3 protein-coding genes are annotated in these 21,078 nt (G+C 71.6%); all 3 read left to right on the forward strand.

Annotation, left to right across the window (positions count from 1 at the left end; genetic code table 11):
* The first annotated feature begins 13 nt into the window (after nucleotides 1–13).
* The 3 genes from ACWF9G_RS00315 (at nucleotide 14) to ACWF9G_RS00325 (ending at nucleotide 21,019) form a co-directional block, all read left to right on the forward strand.
* Nucleotides 14–7,471, forward strand: a complete 7,458-nt coding sequence (locus tag ACWF9G_RS00315; RefSeq protein WP_452512521.1) for an amino acid adenylation domain-containing protein — start codon at nucleotides 14–16, stop codon at nucleotides 7,469–7,471.
* Nucleotides 7,472–7,547: 76 nt separating this feature from the next.
* Complete coding sequence (locus tag ACWF9G_RS00320; RefSeq protein WP_452512930.1) at nucleotides 7,548–13,538, forward strand: amino acid adenylation domain-containing protein; 5,991 nt, start codon at nucleotides 7,548–7,550, stop codon at nucleotides 13,536–13,538.
* A 158-nt stretch (nucleotides 13,539–13,696) separates the two neighbouring features.
* The gene (locus ACWF9G_RS00325; protein ID WP_452512523.1) at nucleotides 13,697–21,019 is read left to right on the forward strand and encodes an amino acid adenylation domain-containing protein; all 7,323 of its coding nucleotides are present in this window, start codon (nucleotides 13,697–13,699) and stop codon (nucleotides 21,017–21,019) included.
* The last annotated feature ends 59 nt before the right edge of the window (nucleotides 21,020–21,078 follow it).

Genomic DNA, 21,078 nt, shown 5'->3' on the forward strand with positions numbered 1-21,078 from the left:
TGAATGAACCCGAATGGAAACTGCCCGCCGTTCTGCCCGCGGTAACCGCCGTCGCCGGTCGAGCAGTCCGACATTCGGGCAGTTGCTGACCGGGGCCGTCGAGTCGGCCGCCGATGCCGTCGCCATCCGGTTCAACCCCACCGGCGAGCCCGCCGACCAGCGTGAACTCACCTACCGCGCGCTCGACGAGGAATCATCGCGCCTGGCCAGGGAGCTGATCGCCCGCGGCGTCGGTCCCGGCGACATCGTCGCCGTCGCGATCACCCGCTCGATCGAATCGGTGCTCAGCGTCTGGGCGGTGGCCAAATCGGGCGCGGCCTACGTGCCGATCGACCCGGCCTACCCGGCCGAGCGCATCGCCCACATCGTCACCGACTCCCACGCGGTGCTCGGCGTGACCACTTCCGCGCACCGGGCCGGGCTCGGCAACTCGACGACCTGGCTCGAACTCGACGACCCCGCGGTGACGGCTGCCGTCGCCGCGCAGCCCGCGCACGCTATCTCCTACAGCGACCGGGTGCGCACGCTCGACGAGCGCCACCCGGCCTACGTCATCTACACCTCCGGTTCCACCGGTCTGCCCAAGGGCGTGGTGGTGACCCAGGCGGGCCTGTCGACGATGGCCGCGGTGGGTGGGCAGTACCGGGTCACCGCCGAGTCGCGGGTGACCCACCTGAGCTCGCCCAGCTTCGACTTCTCCCTGATGGAGATGCTGTTCACCTTCACCGCGGGCGCGACCCTGGTTGTCGTCCCGCCGACCGTGTTCGGTGGTGATGAGCTCGCCGATCTCGTTCGCCGTGAACAGGTCTCGCACCTGCTGATCACGCCCGGCGCGCTCGAGTCGGTGGACTCCACCGCGGTCGACAGCGTCCGCGTCGTCGTCACCGGTGGTGACAAGCTCGGCCCCGAACTGGTGGATCGCTGGGCGAGCGCCGGCCGTTCGGTGTTCAACGCCTACGGACCCACCGAGGCCACCGTCATGGTGACCACCGGCGAGATGGCCGCGGGCGAGCCGGTGACGCTGGGTTCGGTGATCCCCGGCGTGGCGGCGTTCGTGCTCGACGCGCGCCTGCGCCCGGTCCCCGCCGGCGTGGTCGGCGAGCTGTACCTGGCCGGTCCCGCGCTGGCACAGGGCTATCTCGACCGCCCGGCACTGACCACGGAACGCTTCGTGGCCAACCCGTTCGGCGCCGACGCCGGCGCGCCGGGCGGACGGCTGTACCGCACCGGTGACCTGGTGCGCCGCAACGCCTCCGGCGCGTTCGAGTACCTCGGGCGTTCGGACTTCCAGGTGAAGATCCGCGGCCTGCGCATCGAGCTGGGCGAGATCGACAACGCGCTCACCACGCACGCCGACGTCGACTTCGCGGCCACCCTCGGCCGCACGCTGACCAACGGCGTGACCTCACTGGTCGCCTACGTGCTGCCCCGCGCGGGCGCCGCGGTGACCCCGGCCGACCTCGCCCACCACCTGTCGGGCCTGCTGCCCGCGTACATGGTGCCGGCGGCGATCATGCTGCTCGACGAGATTCCGCTGACCCCGGTCGGCAAGCTCGATCGAAAAGCCTTGCCGGAGCCCACCTTCACCGCCCGCGAGTTCCGCGCGCCGAGCACGCCGATCGAGGAGATCGTCGCGCAGGTGTTCGCGGCCCTGCTGGTGCCCGGTGACGACCCGCCGCGACCGGCGGGCCCGGAGGCGGTAGCGGAGCGTGACCACGCAGGGCCCTCGGGAGCGGCGACATCGGGCACAGCGCAGCGGGTCGGTGCCGACGACGACTTCTTCGAGCTCGGCGGCAACTCGCTGCTGGCCGCCCAGGCCGTGGCAAGGATCGGTACCGCGCTCGACGCCAGGGTGCCCGTGCAGCTGGTGTTCGAGGCGTCGACGGTGTCGGCGCTGGCCGCCCGGGTCGAGTCGCATGTGGGCGCGGGCACCGGCAACCCGCTGACCGCGCAGGCCCGTCCCGAGCAGATCCCGCTGTCGTACGCGCAGCAGCGGATGTGGTTCCTGAACCGTTTCGATCCGGCCAGCGGCGCCAACAACATTCCGCTGCCGGTCCGTCTGTCCGGCAAGCTGGATCTGGCCGCGATGCGTGCCGCGGTGACCGACCTGGTCTCCCGCCACGAGGTGCTGCGCACCATCTACCCGGAGGTCGACGGCAACGCCGTGCAGCTGGTGCTGCCGGTGAGCGATCCGCGCGCGGTCCCGCTGATGAAGGTGGTCGACGCGACGGCGGAGCAGCTGCCGCAGCTGATCGCCGAGCAGGCCGTGGCCGGGTTCGATGTCGCGGTCGCGCCGCCGGTGCGGGTGCGGCTGTTCCGCCTCGGCGCCGAGGAACACGTGCTGCTGTGCGTGGTGCACCACATCGCCGCCGACGGTTTCTCGATGGCGCCGCTGACCCGCGATCTGATCGCCGCCTACTCCGACCGGCTGCGCGGCAACGCGCCGCACTGGCACCAGCTGCCGGTGCAGTACGCCGACTTCACCCTCTGGCAGCGGGCCACGCTCGGCGCCGAATCCGACCCGGATTCGCTGCTGGCGCAGCAGATCTCCTTCTGGCGTGACGAATTGTCCGGGCTGCCGGAGCAATTGGACCTGCCCGCCGACCGCCCGCGCCCCGCGGCGATGACCAACCGCGGCGCGAGCTACGACTTCCGGATCGACGCCGAGGTACACGCCGCGCTGGATCGGCTGTCCCGCGAACACAATTCGACGCTGTTCATGGTCGTGCACGCGGCGCTGGCCGTGCTGCTGGCGCGCCTGTCGAGCACCACCGACATCGCCGTCGGCACCCCCGTCGCGGGCCGTGGCGAAGCGGTGCTCGACGACGTGATCGGCATGTTCGTCAACACCCTGGTGCTGCGCACCGAGGTGGACCCCGCGCGCAGCTTCGACGAGCTGCTCGGCACGGTCCGCGGCACCGACGTCGCCGCCTTCGGTCATGCCGACGTGCCGTTCGAGCGGCTGGTCGAGTTGCTCGATCCCGCCAGGTCGATGGCCAGGCACCCGCTGTTCCAGGTGATGCTCACCTTCCAGAACCTGGCGGGCACCGAGCTGCAACTGCCGGGCCTGACCGTCTCCGGCGTCGATCTGGCTGTGCCGTTCGCGAAGTTCGATCTCGAACTCACCCTGGTTCCGCTGGAAACCGACGGCGTGGCCGCCGGTGTGTCGGCGGCGTTCACCTACGCCACCGACCTGTTCGACGAGGCCACCGTCGCCGGTTTCGCCGATCGTCTGGTCCGGCTGCTGTCGGAAGTGGTGGCCGATCCGGCCCGCCCGGTCGGTGCGATCGAGCTGCTGGAGCCGGTCGAGCGCACGCGAATCCTGGAGCAGTGGAACGACACCCGGCACGAGCTCGCGCCCGCGCTGCTGCTCGACGGCTACCGTGCCGCGGTCGCCGCGCATCCCGATGCGGTCGCGCTGGCCTACGAGGGCGCCGAGCTGACCTACCGCGAGTTCGACGAGCGGGTGAACCGCCTGGCCCGGCTGCTGGTGCAGCGCGGGGTCGGCGCGGAGTCGCTGGTCGGGCTGGCCGTGCGCCGGTCGCTCGACCTCGTTGTCGGCATGTACGCGATCGTCACCGCGGGTGGCGCCTACGTGCCGCTGGATCCGGATCATCCGGCGGAGCGGATCGCCCACATCCTCGATACCGCGCAGCCGGTGTGCGTGCTGACCACCACCGCCGACGCGGTGGAGGTGGCTGCCGCTACGTCGGTGATTACGATGGATACCGTTGCGCTGGAAGGCTTCTCAGGTGAGCAGGTGAGCGCGGCGGAGCTGATCCGGCCGGTGCTGCCGCAGCACCCGGCCTACGTCATCTTCACCTCGGGTTCCACCGGCCGCCCGAAGGGTGTCGCGGTGTCGCATCAGGCGATCGACAACCAGATCGCGTGGATGCTCGCCGAATACCCGCTCGGCCCCGGCGATGTGTACCTGCAGAAGACCGCGACCACGTTCGACGTGTCCCTGTGGGGTTACTTCATGCCGCTGCGCAGCGGCGCGAAGCTGGTCGTCGCCACCCACGACGGACACCGCGACCCGGCCTACATCGCCGAAACCATTGCGGCGCAGGGCGTCACGATGACCGACTTCGTGCCCTCGATGCTGACCGTGTTCGCCGCGCACACCACCCCGGGCGCCATCCCCACCCTGCGCGACGTGTTCGCCATCGGTGAGGCCCTGCCGCCGGAGACGGTCGAGGCGCTGCGCGCGGTCTCGCCCGCGCAGGTGCACAACCTCTACGGCCCGACCGAGGCCGCCGTGTCGGTGACCTACTGGCCCGCGGGCGAGACCGACCGTGGCTCGGTGCCGATCGGTGTGCCGCAGTGGAACACCCAGGTGTACGTGCTGGATTCGCGGTTGCGTCCGGTGCCGTCCGGTGTCGTCGGCGAGCTGTACCTGGCGGGCGATCAGCTCGCGCGCGGGTATGTCGCCCGGCCCGACCTGACCTCGGATCGCTTCGTGGCCAACCCCTTCGCGCCGGGTACGCGGATGTACCGCACCGGTGACCTGGTCGTGTGGCGCACGCCCACCGCCGACACCCACGTCCTGGAATACCTGGGCCGCACCGACTTCCAGGTGAAGTTCCGCGGCCAGCGCATCGAGCTCGGCGAGATCGAGACCGCGCTGCTCGCCCAGCCCGCCGTGAGCCAGGCCGTCGCGATCGTGGCCGATTCGCCCGCCGGTGAGCAGCTGGTCGCCTACGTGGTACCCAAGCCGGGCGAGCGGATCGAGCAGGCGCCGTTGCTCGCCGCCATCGGTGAGTCGTTGCCCGCGTACATGATTCCGGCCGCGCTGGTCGCGCTGGACGCGTTCCCGCTCAATCCCAGCGGCAAGCTCGACCGCAAGGCGCTGCCCGCGCCGACCTTCACCGCGGGCGAGTTCCGCGCGCCGGCCACCCCGACCGAGGAGATCGTGGCCGGCGTCTACGCCGAGCTGCTCGGGATGGCCCGGGTCGGCGCCGACGACGACTACTTCGCCCTCGGCGGCAACTCGCTGATGGCCACCCGCGCCATCGCCAGGATCAACGAGGCGCTCGACGCCGAGGTCACCATTCGCGACCTGTTCGAAGCGCCCACCGTGACCGCGCTGGCCGCCCGGATCGGCGCTGTCGGCGGTGCGTCCGCCCGGCCCGCACTGGTCGCCGCCGAACGGCCACAACGGATTCCGCTGTCGCTGGCCCAGCAGCGCATGTGGGTGCTCAACCAGCTCGACCCGGCCTCGGGCTCGTACAACATCCCGTTCGCCATCCGGCTGACGGGCGCGCTCGACGTCGCCGCGCTCGATGCCGCGGTGCTCGATGTGCTCGGCAGGCACGAATCGCTGCGAACCCGCTTCCCGGTGCAGGTCGGCACCACCGGGCGTGCTCACGCCGCCGGGGCTGATGCGGTGTCGAACGACGGCGCGCCGGAAGGTCGAGTCGTCGGGCTCGGTACTTCAGGCGAGGCGATCGAGGGCGCACCGGTCCAGGAGATCGTGGCGGTTGCCGATGTGCTCCCGAACGGCCTCGAGGTCGAAACCACCGCCGACGTCTTGTCGAGGGCCGCCGAACTGGCTGCCGCCGGGTTCGATGTGACTCGCGAAGTACCCGTGCGGGCGCGGCTGCTCACCGACGGGTCGACCGCCGACTGGCTGCTGGTCTTCGTCGTGCACCACATCTCCGCCGACGGCGCGTCGCTGGCCCCGCTGGCCCGTGACCTGATGACGGCCTATGTCTCGCGCGCCGGGCAGCAGGCCCCGGCCTGGACGCCGCTCGCGGTGCAGTACGCGGACTTCGCGCTGTGGCAGCGCGCGGTCGTCGGCGCGGACGACGAGCCAGGCTCGGTCGCCGCCGCACAGCTCGACTACTGGCAGACCCAGCTGGCAGGCGTCCCGCCGCTGCTCGAGCTGCCGCAGGACCGGCCGCGTCCGGCAGTGCCGACCCTGCGCGGCGCGACCACCGAACTGCGACTGCCCGCCGAGGTACACGCGCAGCTGAACCACATTGCGCGCGAGCACAAGTCGTCGCTGTTCATGGTCGTGCACGCCGCGCTGGCCGTACTGCTGGCCCGGCTGTCGGGCACCACCGACATCGCCATCGGCACCGCCGTCGCCGGTCGTGGCGAGCGGGCGCTCGACGAGCTGGTCGGCATGTTCGTCAACACGCTGACCCTGCGCACCGCCCTCGACCCGGCCGGATCGTTCGACGAGGCCGTCGACCTGGCGCGCGAGACCGATCTCGGCGCCTTCGCCAACGCCGACCTGCCGTTCGAGCGGGTTGTCGAGGTGGTCGCGCCGGGCAAGGGCAGCGCGCACAACCCGCTGTTCCAGGTGGCGCTGACCTTCAGCAACAACGAGGCTGCCGCGCTCGAACTGCCCGGCCTCACTGTGTCCGCGCTGGAGACCGCGGTGGCGGCCAAGTTCGACCTGCAGGTCGATGTCGAGCCCCGGTTCACCGCCGAGGGCGCGCCGGACGAGCTGGTCACCCTGTTCAACTACGCCACCGACCTGTTCGACGAGTCGACCGTGCGCACCATCGGCGAGCGCTTCGCCCGCATCCTGGCCGCGGTCGCCGCCGACCCGCAGATCCGCGTCGGCGACATCGACATCCTGGACGAGCAGGAACGCGCCCGGCTGCTCGCCGGGGCCGCGCAGGCGCCCGCGCCGACCAGCCCGTCGGGCGGCACCACGCTGGCGCAGGCCTTCACCGCGGCGGCCGAGGACGATCCGGACGGCCCCGCGCTGGTCTGGGGCGACGACTCGGTGACCTACGAACAGCTCGACCACCGCTCCTCGCGGCTGGCCCGGCTGCTGATCGGCCGCGGCTTCGGCCCGGGTGCCGGTGTGGCCGTTGATCTTCCGCGCGGGATCGACTGGGCGGTGGCGGTCTGGGCGGTGCTCAAGGCAGGCGCCGCGGTGCTGCCGGTGTCGGGCGCGCTGCCCGTCGAACCCGCGGCCAAGATCGGCATCACCGCGGGCACCGCTCCCGAGTGCGACTTCGAGTGGGTTGTCCTCGACGATCCGGCGATCCGGACGGAACTGTCGACGCAGTCGGCCCGCCCGGTGACCTACGCCGACCGCACCAGGGCCCTGCGCGGCGGCGACCCGGCGTTCGCCGGTGCCGACGGTGTCCGCAGCTACGACGAACTCGCCACGGCGGGTGCGCAGGTGCGCACCGGCACCGAGCTGACCTTCGAGTCGCGGACCTTCGGCAACGGCGCTGCGGACAGCTTCGCCGCGCTGGTCGAGCCGGTGGCCGCCGGTGTGGCTGGCGCGTCGATGGTGCTGGTGCCCGATGCCGAGGACGGCTTGTCGACGGTGCTCGCCGAGGAATGGGTGAGCCACCTGTTCGGCGATCGCGTCGGGATCGAGGCGGTCGACACCGCCGGTCTCGACGATCTGCAGGCGCTGATCGCCGCCGACGCCGCGCCGGGCAACACCGGCCAGGCCGAGATCGTGCTGGTGCTGGGGGACCTGCGTACCCCGGTGGCCTGATCCGGTACCGGCGTAGCGGGGCAACGAGTTTTGGTGAGGTGGAATCGCGATGACTAGACCTGTACGGACGCGCCCGGTGCGGACCCGACGCGCCAGGGTGACCGCGCTGCCGCAGCTGCTGGCCACCGCCGTGGAGATCAATCCCGACGGTATCGCCGTGGTGCTCGCCGATGCCGGGCACACCCTCGGCAGTCTGAGCTACGCCGAGCTCGACGAGCGTTCAAGCCGGATCGCGCGGTTGCTGATCGACCGCGGTATCGGCGCGGGCGACCTGGTCGCCATCGGTATCCCGCGGTCGATCGAGTCTGTGCTCGCGGTGTGGGCGGTCGCCAAGACCGGCGCCGGTTTCGTGCCGGTCGACCCGAACTATCCGCCGGATCGCGTGGCGCACATGGTCACCGACTCCGGGGCGGTGTTCGGACTGACCGTCGCCGCGGTCGCGGACCGGCTGCCCGCCGAGGTGGATTGGCTCGCCCTCGACGACGACGCGATCGTGCCCCGGCTCGACGAGGTCGCGGGCGATCCCGTCACCAATGCCGACCGGGTGCGTCAGATCCGTGCCGAGGACCTGGCCTACGTCATCTACACCTCCGGCTCTACCGGTCTGCCCAAGGGCGTCGCGGTGACCCAGGCCGGGCTGGCCGGGTTCTGCGAGGAGCAGCGCCTGCACTACGGCGTCGAATCCATCTCGCGCACCCTGCATTTCGCCTCGCCGTCGTTCGACGCGTCGCTGCTGGAGCTGCTGCTCGCGGTCGGCGCGGGCGCGACCATGGTGATCGTCGACCCGAGCGTCTACGGCGGCGACGATCTGGCCGCGCTGCTGCGCCGGGAACGGGTGACCCACGCCTTCATCACCCCCGCCGCGCTGGCCTCGATCGACCCGGCCGGACTCGACGACTTCCGGGTGGTGGCCGTCGGCGGCGAGGCGTGTCCGCCGGACCTGTTGCGGCGCTGGTCGATTCCGCTCGCCGACGGAACCTTGCGTGAGTTCCACAATGTCTACGGGCCCACCGAGACCACCATCGTCACCAATATCAGTGTGCCGCTGAAGCCCGGCGACCCGCTGACCATCGGCGGGCCGCTGCGTGGTGTCGCCGAGTACGTCCTCGACGACCGGCTCGGCCCCGTCCCGCCCGGTGTCACCGGCGAGCTCTACATCACCGGCGCCCAGCTGACCCGCGGCTATCACGCGCGGCCCGGCCTCACGGCGTCCCGGTTCGTCTCGAATCCGTTCGACCCGGCCGGTTCCCGGCTCTACCGCACCGGCGACCTGGTCCGCTGGACCGCCGACGGCGCGCTGGAATACGTGGGCCGCAACGACTTCCAGGTGAAGATCCGCGGTTTCCGGATCGAACTCGGCGAGATCGACGCGGTGCTCTCGGCACACGAAAGCCTGGACTTCGCCGCCACCGTCGGGTACGAACTCGACAACGGCGCGACGATTCTGGTGTCCTACGTGCACGCCGCGCCCGGCGCGAGTGTCGACAACGCCGGGCTCACCGCGTTCGCCGAGCGCAGCCTGCCCGCGCACATGGTGCCGACGGTGCTGATGGAGCTCGACACCATCCCGCTGACCCCGGTCGGCAAGCTGGACCGGCGGGCGCTGCCCGCGCCGGTGCTCGAGCACGCCGAATTCCGGGCGCCCGCGACACCGGTGGAGCAGATCGTCGCGGGCACCTTCGCCCAGGTCCTCGACCTCGACGCGGACACCCAGCTCGGTCTCGACGACGACTTCTTCGCCCTCGGCGGCAACTCGCTGCTCGCCACCCAGATCGCCGCCCGCCTCGGCGCCGCGCTCGACACCGACTTCCCGGTCCGCCTGCTGTTCGAGGCGCCGACGGTGGAGGCGCTGGCGCGGCGACTCGCCGAATCCGCCGGCGCCGGTGCGCGTCCCGCGCTGGTCGCGGGGGAGCGGCCGGAGCGGATTCCGCTGTCGCTGGCTCAGCAGCGGATGTGGTTCCTCAACCAGTTCGATCCGGACTCGGTCGCCTACAACATCCCGATGGCGGTGCGGCTGAGCGGCGCGATCGACGTGGAGGCGCTGCGGGCGGCCGTGGGCGACCTCGTCGCCCGGCACGAGACCCTGCGCACCATCTACCCCGAGACCGACGACGGGCCGATCCAGCAGGTGCTGCCGGAATCGGCGGCGACGCCCCAGCTCGAGGTGCGCCGGATCGCCGCCGCGGAACTGGGCGCGGCCATGCACGCGCTCGGTTCGTCCGGGTTCGATGTGCGCGGTCAGGTGCCCTTGCGGGTCGCGCTGTTCGAACTCGGCCCCGACGAGTCGGTGCTGGCCGTCGTCGTGCACCACATCGCCGGTGACGGTTCCTCGCTGACCCCGCTGACCAGGGATCTCATGCTCGCCTACGCGGCACGCTCGGCGGGCTCCGCACCGGCCTTGGCGCCGTTGGCCGTGCAGTACGCCGACTACGCGCTGTGGCAGCGGGCGCTGCTCGGCAGCGAGGACGACCCGGCCTCGCTGGCCTCGGCCCAGCTGGCCTACTGGCGTCAGGCGCTGGCGGGCCTGCCCGATCAGCTCGACCTGCCCGCCGACCGCCCGCGCCCCGTCGTGCAGTCCTTCGCGGGCGGCCGGGTGCCGATCGAGATCGACGCCGACACCCACCGCGCGCTGCTGGCCCTGGCCCGCGCCCAGGGCGCCACCCTGTTCATGGTGGTGCACACCGCGCTGGCGGTGACGCTGGCCCGGCTGGCAGGCACCGGCGATCTCGCGATCGGTACGCCCATCGCGGGCCGCGGCGAGGCCGCCCTCGACGACCTGATCGGCATGTTCGTCAACACCCTGGTCTTCCGCACCACCCTGCGGCCGGGCGAACCGTTCACCGACCTGCTCGCCCGCCAGCGCGACACCGACCTGCAGGTCTTCGCCAACGCCGACCTGCCGTTCGAACGCCTCGTCGAGGCGATCAACCCCGCCCGCTCGACCGCGCGGCATCCCCTGTTCCAGGTCGGCCTGTCCTTCCAGAACCTCACCCGCACCGGCCTCGAACTCGGTGAACTCGCGGTCGAGGGCGTCGACGTGGACTTGGCGGTCTCGCAGTTCGACCTGCACGCGGTCGTCGCCGACACCTACGACGCCGACGGCGTCGCCCAGGGCATCAGTGGTATCTTCACCTACGCCACCGACCTTTTCGACGAATCGACCGCCCGCGATTACGCCGACCGTTTCGCTCGGGTGCTGGCCGCGGTCGCCGCTACGCCGCAGCGTCCTGTCGACGAGCTGGAACTACTCTCCGCCGCCGAGCGCGAGCGAATCCTGCACGGCTGGAACGCCACCGGGCATCCGTGCCCGCCCGCGACACTGGCCTCGCTGTTCGCCGAGACCGCCGCCGGGCACCCCGACGGCGTCGCGCTGGTCGACCACGACGGCACACAGCTGACCTACCGCGACTTCGCCGACCGCGTACATCGCCTCGCACGGCACCTGATCGCGCAGGGCGTCGGCGTGGAAGACCGTGTCGCACTGGCGATCCACCGATCCACCGAGCTCGTCGTCGCCATGTACGCGGTAGCCCAGGCCGGTGCCGCGTACGTGCCGATCGACCCGTCACAACCCGCCGACCGGATCGGGCACGTGCTCGACACCGCCGCCCCTGTCTGTGTATTGACCACGGCGGGATCGGGATTCATCCAATCTGCATCCTCGACGGCAGGCGTAGCCGCCATCCACACCGGCGAACCAGCCACCGCGCGTGCGGGATTCACATCCGGTGCGGCACCGGTGGCCGGTGTCGATACCGCCCCGGTCGGCGAACCAGCCATCGCACGGGCGGAATCCGCACCAGGTTCGGCGCCGCTGATCGTCCTCGACACGCTCGACCTGTCCGCATTGTCGGGCGCGCCGATCGCGGCGAACGAGCGGCGTGGTGTGCTGCGACCGGAGAACACGGCGTATGTGATCTTCACGTCGGGATCGACGGGCAAGCCGAAGGGTGTCGCCGTCTCGCACGGCGCGATCGTCAACCAGCTGCTGTGGAAGACAGCGGCTTTCGACCTCAGCCGGGACGATTCGGTTCTCCTCAAGACGGCAGCCACGTTCGATCTGTCGGTCTGGGAGTTCTGGTCCGCCGCCGTGTGCGGCGGCACGCTGGTGATCGCCGCGCCCGACGGGCACCGTGATCCGGCGTACCTGCTCGGTGTCATGGCCGAACGCGCGGTGACGACCCTGCACGTCGTCCCCTCGATGCTCGACGCCCTGCTCACCGAATCCGGTGGCACGCTGCCGACGGCGCTGCGCCGGGTGCTGGCGATCGGCGAGGCGCTGCCCGCCGCGACCGCGCAACGCTTCCTCGCCGCGAATTCCGCCGCGCTGCACAACCTGTACGGCCCGACCGAGGCCGCCGTCTCGATCACCGACCACCGCGTGACCACCGCCGACCGCACGACGGTCCCGATCGGCGCCCCGGAGTGGAACAGCCGCGTCTACGTCCTCGACGCGCGCCTGCGCCCGGTCCCGGTGGGCGTGTCGGGCGAGCTGTACCTCGCAGGCGCCCAGCTGGCCCGCGGCTATTTCGGCCGCCCCGACCTCACCGCCGACCGGTTCGTAGCCGACCCGTTCGCCGGAACCGATGGCCGGATGCCCGACCGGCCGACTCCGCCGCGCCATGGTGCCGCCGGAGCCAGGATGTACCGCACCGGCGACCTCGTAGCGTGGACCGCCGACGGCGAGCTGGAATACCGCGGCCGTACCGACTTCCAGGTGAAGATCCGCGGCTTCCGCATCGAGCTCGGCGAGATCGAGGCCGCGCTGCTGGCCGCACCGCAGGTCGCCACGGCCGCGGTGCTCGCCAAGTCCGATCCGCAGCTCGGTGACCGGCTGGTCGCCTACGTGGTGCCCGCACCGGATACCGAGCTGACCGCGACGGCAGCGAAAGCCGCCGTGGCGCAGGTGCTCCCGTCGTACATGGTGCCCGCGGCCTTCGTCGTCCTCGACCGGCTGCCGCTGAACGCGAACGGCAAACTCGACCGCGCCGCGCTCCCGGAACCGGTGCTCGAACCGCGCCGGTACCGGGAGCCGGTGGGCGAGAACGCGATCGCCGTGGCCGAGGTGTTCACCGAGGTGCTCGGTGTCGAACGCCCCGGCCTCGACGACGACTTCTTCTCCCTCGGCGGCAACTCGCTGCTGGCCACCCGGGTGGTGCACCGGCTGCGCGAGCGCACCGGTACCGAGCTCACCGTGGCCGCCTTCTTCGCCGACCCGACCGTGGCGGGGCTGGCCGACCGGCTCGCGGCCGGTCCGGCGGGCCTCGGCGGCGACCTCGACGCGGCACTCGCGGTGACCCTGCCCCTGCGCCGTGGCGGCGGGGAGCCCCTGTTCTGCCTCCACCCGGTCGCCGGTCTGGCCTGGGCCTACGCGGGCCTGGCCCCGCACCTGCCCGAGGACCGCCCGATCATCGGCATCCAGTCGCCCGCGTTGACCGATCCGGACTTCCGGCCCGCCACCGTGGACGACCTGATCGACCGCTATCTCGCCGAGATCAGGGCCGCCCAGCCGCAGGGGCCGTATCACCTGCTCGGCTGGTCCCTTGGCGGCGTCCTCGCGCAGGCCGTGGCGACCAGGCTCCAGGCCGCGGGGGAGACCGTAGCCTCGCTGACCATGCTGGACAGCCTGCCCGGCGCCGATCTGGCCCATTTCGGCGCCGAGTTGCGCGATGCCTTCCGTGAGCTCGGCATCCCCGATCAGCAGCTGCCCGCCGCCGACCGGTTGTCCGCACTGGGCGACGACGCCCTGGCCGCGCTGCACGCGGCGCTGGCCGGGTCGACGCCGATCTCGCTGCCGCGATTCGTCGGCATGTACCGCGGCGCGTTGCACACGATCGGATTGGTCACCCAGCTGACGCCGGCCCGATTCGTGGGTGATCTCACCTACTTCACCGCGCTGCGGACGACCGGGAACGCCCCGGGTGGCGCCTCCCGGTGGCGGCCGTACATCAGCGGGGTCATCGCCGATCATCCGGTCGACGCCAGTCATCAACAGATGCTCGGTCCGGTGGCCGCGGCCACAGTCGGTCCGGTAACAGCGCAGGTCACCGCCGTTTCCGGCCGTTAAATCGATAGCTCCACGTAACAGGCTCGCGGCAGTTTACGATTCTGTTGCTGAGAGTTCGGTGTGTCGTGGCGCACACCTCGGCGAGGGTCGGCGACAGTGGTTAGGTATGACTATGCTGTGTCCGACCCGGCTGCCGGACGCGAGAGGTGTATTGGTCTGTGGAAACCCCCCGCCGCACGGGCCGTGCCGGTCGTCGACGTACTGCCGGCACACCGCTGTTCGGACAATTGCTCACGGCCGCGGTCGAATCCGCGGCCGAGTCGATAGCTGTCCGCTACAACCCGACCGGGATGCCGGGCGGGGAGCGCGAGCTCACCTACCGGCAACTCGACGAGGAATCCTCACGCCTGGCACGTGAACTCATCGACCGTGGCGTCGGTGCGGGCGATGTCGTCGCGATCGCGATCGCGCGGTCCATCGAGTCCGTTCTCGCGGTCTGGGCCGTCGCCAAGGCGGGCGCCGCCTACGTGCCGGTCGACCCGGCCTACCCGAGCGACCGGATCGCCCACATCGCCGCCGACTCCGGCGCGGTGCTCGGCCTGACCACCGCGACGCATCGGGCCACCCTCGGCACCGGTCTCTACTGGATCGAACTCGACGATCCGGTGGTCGCCGAGCGCATCGCCGTGCGGCCCGCGCACGCGGTGAGCTACGCCGACCGGGTCAGGCAGATCGACGAACGCCATCCCGCCTATGTCATCTACACCTCCGGCTCCACCGGCAAGCCCAAGGGCGTCGTCGTCACCAACGCCGGACTCGCCGCACTGGTCGCCGCCGAGCGCGAACACTACGGCGTCGAACCGGAATCGCGGGTGCTGCACGTTTGCTCGCCGAACTTCGACGTGTCGGTACTGGAACTGTTGCTGGCCTTCGCGACCGGCGCGACCCTGGTCATCTCGCCGCCGCGGATCTTCGGCGGTTTCGAACTCTCGGATCTGCTGCGCCGCGAACGCATCACGCATCTGCTGATCACGCCGGGCGCGCTCGAGTCGGTCGACCCGGCGGGTCTGCCCGATCTGCGCACGGTCGTCGTCGCGGGTGACCGGTTCGGTCCGGAACTGGTCGGCCGCTGGGCCACCAACGGCCGCGCCTTCTACAACGGCTACGGACCGACCGAGGCGACCATCCTCGCCACCAGCACCGGGCCGCTGCACGTGCGCGCGCCGATCACCATCGGCAGCGCGGTGCCCGGTATGGGCCTGTATGTCCTCGACGCCCGGTTGCGGCCGGTGCCGGCGGGGGTCGTCGGCGAGCTCTACCTGTCCGGTCCCGCACTGGCACAGGGGTATCTGGGCAGGCCGGGGCTCACCGCCGAGCGCTTCGTCGCCTCACCCTTCGGTACCGGCAGGCTCTACCGCACCGGTGACCTGGTGCGCAGGCTCGAGACCGACGGGTCGCTGGAATACCTGGGCCGCACCGACTTCCAGGTCAAGGTGCGCGGTTTCCGGATCGAGCTCGGCGAGATCGACAACGCGCTCACCGCGCACCCCGACCTCGATTACGCGGTCACCGTCGGCAAGACCATGCCCTCGGGCGCGACCGCGCTGGTGTCCTATGTGCTGCCCCGGGTCGGGCGCACGGTCGATACCGGAGCGCTGGCGGAATTCCTGTCCGGATCGCTTCCCGCGTACATGATTCCGGCCGTCATCATGGTGCTCGACGCACTGCCGCTGACCTCGGTGGGCAAGCTCGATCGGGCCGCGCTGCCGACGCCGGTGTTCACCGCGCGCGGGTTCCGCGCCCCGGCCACCCCGGCCGAACAGGTCGTCGCCGACGTGTTCGCCGCGCTGTTGCTGCGCGACGGTTCCGGCCGGGTCGGCGCCGACGACGACTTCTTCGAACTGGGTGGCGACTCGCTGCTCGCCGCGCAGGCCGTCGCCCGGATCGGCGCCGCGCTCGACGTGCGGGTCCCGGTCCAGGCCGTCTTCGAGGCGCCGACCGTCGCCGCCCTGGCGAACAAGGCCGAGCAGCAGCGCGTTTCGGCACATTCGCTCGCCCTGACCCCGCGGCCGCGACCCGAGCTGGTCCCGCTGTCGTACGCCCAGCAGCGAATGTGGTTCCTCAACCGCTTCGATCCGGCCTCGGCGGTCGACAACATCCCCGTCGCGGTGCGCCTGTCCGGCCGGCTCGACGTGCCCGCCCTGCGCGCGGCCGTCGCCGACCTGGTCACCCGGCATGAGGTCCTGCGCACCGTCTACCCGGTGTCGGATGGCGTCGAGCAGTCCGGCCTCGTGCTCGACGGTGAAGGCCACCAGGTGGTACTCGCCCCCGGCGATCCGGTCGCGGCGCCGGAGTTCGACGTCGTCGAGGTGACCGAGGCCGAGCTGGGCGAGGCCATCGCCGCCGCCGCGCTGACCGGCTTCGACGTGACCGCGGCCCCGCCGGTGCGCGTCCGGGTGCTCGAACTGTCGGAGGTCGAGCACGTCGTGGTGTGCGTGGTGCACCACATCGCCGCCGACGGTTTCTCCTTCGCGCCGCTGACCAGGGACCTGCTGACCGCCTACGCCGAACGCCGTGGCGGCGACGCGCCGCAATGGCCGCCGCTGCCGGTGCAGTACGTCGACTACACGCTGTGGCAGCGCGAGCTGCTCGGCGACGAGAACGATCCGCAGTCGCTGCTGGCCGCGCAGGTCGCGTTCTGGCGCCGGACCCTGTCCGGCCTGCCCGAACAGCTGGAACTTCCCACCGACCGGCCGCGTCCCGCCGTCGCCAGCCGGGCGGGCGGCACGCTGAGCATCCAGGTGCCCGCCTCCGTGCACGGCGGGCTGGCCGCGCTGGCCCGCGAGCACAACGCGACGCTGTTCATGGTCGTGCACACCGCGCTGGCGCTGCTGCTGGCCAGGCTGTCCGGCACCCGCGACATCGCGGTCGGCACCCCGGTCGCCGGTCGCGGCGAGCAGGCGCTCGACGATCTGATCGGCATGTTCGTCAACACCCTCGTGCTGCGCACCGAGGTCGACCCGGCGGCGAACTTCATCGACCTGCTCCGCGATGTCAGGGCGGGTGACCTCGCGGCCTTCGGCCACGCCGACGTGCCGTTCGAGCGCCTCGTCGAACTGCTGGAGCCGGTGCGCTCGACCGCGCGGCATCCGCTGTTCCAGGTGATGCTGACCTTCCAGAACCTGGCCCGCAACGATCTGGCGCTGCCCGGTCTTGCCGTGTCCGCCGCCGATTTCGCGGTGCCGCTGGCGAAGTTCGACCTGCAGGTGGAGCTGGCCGAGCAGATCGGCGCCGACGGTGCTCCGCAGGGCATGGCCGCGTCGTTCGTCTACGCCACCGACCTGTTCGAGCACGCCACCGTCGCCGATTTCGCCGACCGCTGGACCCGGGTGCTGGCCGCGGTGGTGGCCGATCCGTCGGTGCCGGTCGGCGATATCGATGTGTTCGCCCCCGGTGAGCGGGAACTCGTTCTGCGTGAAGGTGATTCGCCGGGCATCGCGGTCCCGGAGGTCACGCTGGCCGACCTGATCTGCGCGCAGGCGCAGCAGCGGCCGGACGCGATCGCGGTGCGGGCGGGGGAGCGCTCGCTCACCTTCGCCGACCTGCTCGGTCGTGCCTCGGCGCTGGCCCGCACGCTGATCGCCTACGGCGCGGGCCCGGAAACCCTGGTGGCCGTTGCCGTTCCGCGCACCGAGGAACTGCCGGTCGCGCTGCTGGCCGTGCTGCTTTCCGGCGCAGGTTACCTGCCGATCGACTCCGGATATCCCGCGCAGCGCCTGGAATACGTCCTCGCCGACGCGAAACCCACTGTGCTGCTGACGACGTCGTATGAGCGCGCGCTGGTGCCCGCCGAGCTGCCGGTGGTGCTGCTCGACGAGGATCTCGGCTACTCGAACGAGCCGCTGCGCCCGGCCGAGCGGCGCGCGACGCTGCGCCCGGACCACCTGGCCTACGTCATCTACACCTCCGGGTCCACCGGCCTGCCCAAGGGCGTCGGCGTCAGTCACCGCAATGTGCTCGAGCTGTTCGCCAACACCCAGCTGCTGTTCCACTTCGACCCCGACGACGTGTGGACGGTGTTCCACTCCTTCGCCTTCGACTTCTCCATCTGGGAACTGTGGTGCGCGCTCGCGGGCGGTGCGTCGGTGGTCGTGGTCGACCATGTCACCTCGCGCTCGCCGATCCAGTTCAGGGAGCTGCTCGCCCGCGAACAGGTGACCGTGCTGAGCCAGACCCCCACCGCGTTCGCCCAGCTCGACGAGGCCGACCGGGCCGCCCAGGCCGCGGGCGCGACGCCGCTGCCGCTGCGCTACATCGTCTTCGGCGGCGAGGCCCTCGATCCGCGCAAGCTCAACCGCTGGTACGCGCGCTACGGAACCGATGCCGCCGCACCGCAACTGGTGAACATGTACGGCATCACCGAGACCACGGTGCACGTCTCGCATCTGACGATGGACGCGGGCGCCGCCGAACTGCCGAGCAGCCTGATCGGACGCGCGCTGCCCGGCCTGTCGGTGGCCGTGCTCGACGACCGGCTGCGGCCGGTGCCGTTCGGTGTCGCCGGTGAGCTCTACATCGCGGGCGGTCAGCTCTCCCGCGGCTACCTCGGCAAGCCGGGTCTCACCGCGACCCGCTTCGTCGCCGACCCGTTCGGCCCGCCCGGCTCCCGCCGGTACCGCTCCGGTGACCTCGGCCGCTGGATCGGTTTCCGCGGCACGCCCGCCCTGGAATACGGCGGTCGCGGTGACCAGCAGGTGCAGCTGCGCGGGTTCCGGATCGAGCCGGGTGAGATCGAGGCCGCGCTGCTCGGGGTGCCCGGCGTCGGCCAGGCCGCCGTCGTCGTCCGCGCCGACGAGCACGCGGGCGACCGGCTGATCGGCTATGTCGTCCCGGTCGACGGCGCGGCACTGGACCCGGTCGCCGTGCGCGCCGAGGTCGCCGAATTCCTCACCGGCTACATGGTTCCCGACGCGGTCGTGGTGATCGCGAGCCTGCCGCTGACCGCCAACGGCAAGCTCGACCGGGCCGCGCTGCCCGCGCCCGAGTTCACCGCGGCCACCGCTTTCCGGGCGCCGACCACCCCGATCGAACTGAGCGTCGCCGAGGTCTTCGCGACGCTGCTCGGGGTGCCCGAAGTCGGCCTCGACGACGACTTCTTCGACCGCGGCGGCAACTCGCTGCTGGCCACGAGGGCCATCGCCCGCATCGACCAGGCGCTCGGCACCGATCTGGTGGTCCGCGACCTGTTCGAGGCGCCGACCGTCGCCACGCTGGCCGCCCGGGTGCGGCCCGGCGCGGTCGCCGCACCGCGTCCGCCGCTGATTCCGGCGCAGGATCGGGGCGTCATCCCGCTCTCGCCCGCCCAGCAGCGGATGTGGCTGCTCAACCGGATCGACCCGGATTCCCCGGCCTACAACATCCCGCTGGCGCTGCGCCTGCGCGGCGCACTGGACACCTCGGCGCTGCGCTACGCGGTCGCCGACGTGCTGGAACGGCACGAAGCGCTGCGCACCCGGTTCCCCGCGGGCCCGGACGGGGCGCCGTACCAGGAGATCCTGCCGGTCAGCGCGGTCCTGCCGACCGGCCTGCCGATCGAGGAGTGCGACGACCCGCGCGATCGCGTGATGTGGCTGCTCGCAGGCGGTTTCGATGTCACGGAGCGAATTCCGTTGCGGGCCGGGCTGTTCACGGTCCCGACCGACGATCCGCTGGCCGAGGAAGAGCACGTGCTCGCCGTGGTGGTGCAGCACATCATCGCCGACGGCGCCTCGCTGGCGCCGCTGGCCCGCGACCTGGTGATCGCCTACCGGGCCAGGGTCGAAGGCCGCTCGCCGAGCTGGGCGCCGCTGCCGGTGCAGTACGCCGACTACGCGCTCTGGCAGCGCGAGGTGCTGGGCGAGGAGACCGACGAGAACTCCACCGCCGCACGGCAACTCGATTTCTGGCGGCACACGCTCGCCGGGCAGTGGGGCACCGTCGAACTGCCGCACGACCACCCGCGCCCCCCGCACGCCTCGCTGCGCGGCGCCGATGTGAGCACCACGCTGCCCGCCGACGTGCACGCCCGGCTGGCCGAGATCGCGCGCAGCCACAACGCGTCGCTGTTCATGGTCGTGCACGCGGCACTGGCCGTGCTGCTGTCCCGTGTCTCCGGTAGCACCGACATCGCGATCGGCACTCCGATCGCGGGCCGCGGCGAACCCGAGCTCGACGATCTGGTCGGCATGTTCGTCAACACGCTGACCCTGCGCACCCAGGTCTCGCCGCTGCGCGGCTTCGACGAGCTGGTCAGCACGGCCCGCGAGGTCGACCTGGCCGCGTTCGCCAATGCCGACCTGCCGTTCGAACGGATCGTCGAGGAGGTGGCGCCCACCGGCACCGTCTCGCACAACCCGCTGTTCCAGGTGGTGCTGTCCTTCCACAACACCGAGGCGCCGGTGCTGCGGCTGCCCGGGCTCACCATCGAGGCGCTCGACCTGGCGGCCCGGCCCGCCAAGTTCGACCTGCAGGTCAATGTGGAGCCGCGGCTGACCGAGACGGGCGAACCCGACGTGCTCGGCATCGTCTTCACCTACGCCACCGACCTGTTCGACGAGCACACCGTCGCGGCGTTCGCGCGCGGCCTCACCGAGATCGTCACCGCGGTCGCCGCCGATCCCAGGGTCCGCATCGGTGACATCGATCTGCGTGACGCCGGGGAACGCGAACGCGAACTGACCGCGGCCGCCTATGCCCCCGCACCGTCGGCCAACGGCGCCGCGCTGGCGCAGGAACTGGCCTCCGCGGTGGAGGAGGACCCGGAGGCCCCCGCCATCGATCTGGGCGATGCCGAGCTCGCCTACCACCAATTCGATGCCCGCTCTTCCCAATTGGCGCGCTCGCTGATCGCCCGCGGCGCCGGACCCGGCACCGGTGTGGCGGTGCGGCTCGATCGCGGGGTGAACGCGGCGATCGCCACCTGGGCGGTGCTCAAGGCCGGCGCCGCGGTGGTACCGCTGGTGGCGATGGACGCCGAGCTGCCCGACCGGCTCGAGGTGAAGCTGGGCCTGACGATCGATATCCTCGACGCGCCCGACGGCCTGGACTGGTACGACCTGGCCGACCCCGCGCTGAAGGCGGAGCTGGCCGCGGAGTCCCCGCGCCCGATCGGCTACGCCCATCGGACCCGCGCCCTGCGCGGTGACGATGTCGCCTTCGTCGGCGGTGGCCGCACGTTGAGCTACGACGAGCTGGCCGGGGCCGCCGAGCGGGTCGCCCAGCGGACCGGGCTCGGCTTCGAATCACGGACGAGGGCAGCGGGGCGGCCGGATTCGGTGGCCGGTGTGCTGGAGATCGTCGCGACCGGAATTGCCGGCGCGACGCTGGTGATGGTGCCGGACGACGGCGGCGAGGACGAGGTGAGCCATGTGTTCACCGAGTCGGCGGTGGCGGTGGCCGCGCCCGGCGACGGCGCCGGTGCGACGATCGTCGCCCTGAACGAGATGATCGGCAACGCCGGGCAGCCGCAGCAGCGGCGCGCGGCGGTCGGGATGGATGGATAGGTGCAGGTGCGCATGACCGGGCAACGGCTAGTCGACTCCGTCGATCGGAGGGAACGGGC

This window comes from Nocardia sp. NPDC055029 (assembly GCF_053608525.1).

What these genes read in the sequence shown, in the direction of transcription:
- ACWF9G_RS00315 (WP_452512521.1), top strand. Translation starts at nt 14, where the DNA reads ATGGAAACTGCCCGCCGTTCTGCCCGCGGTAACCGCCGTCGCCGGTCG.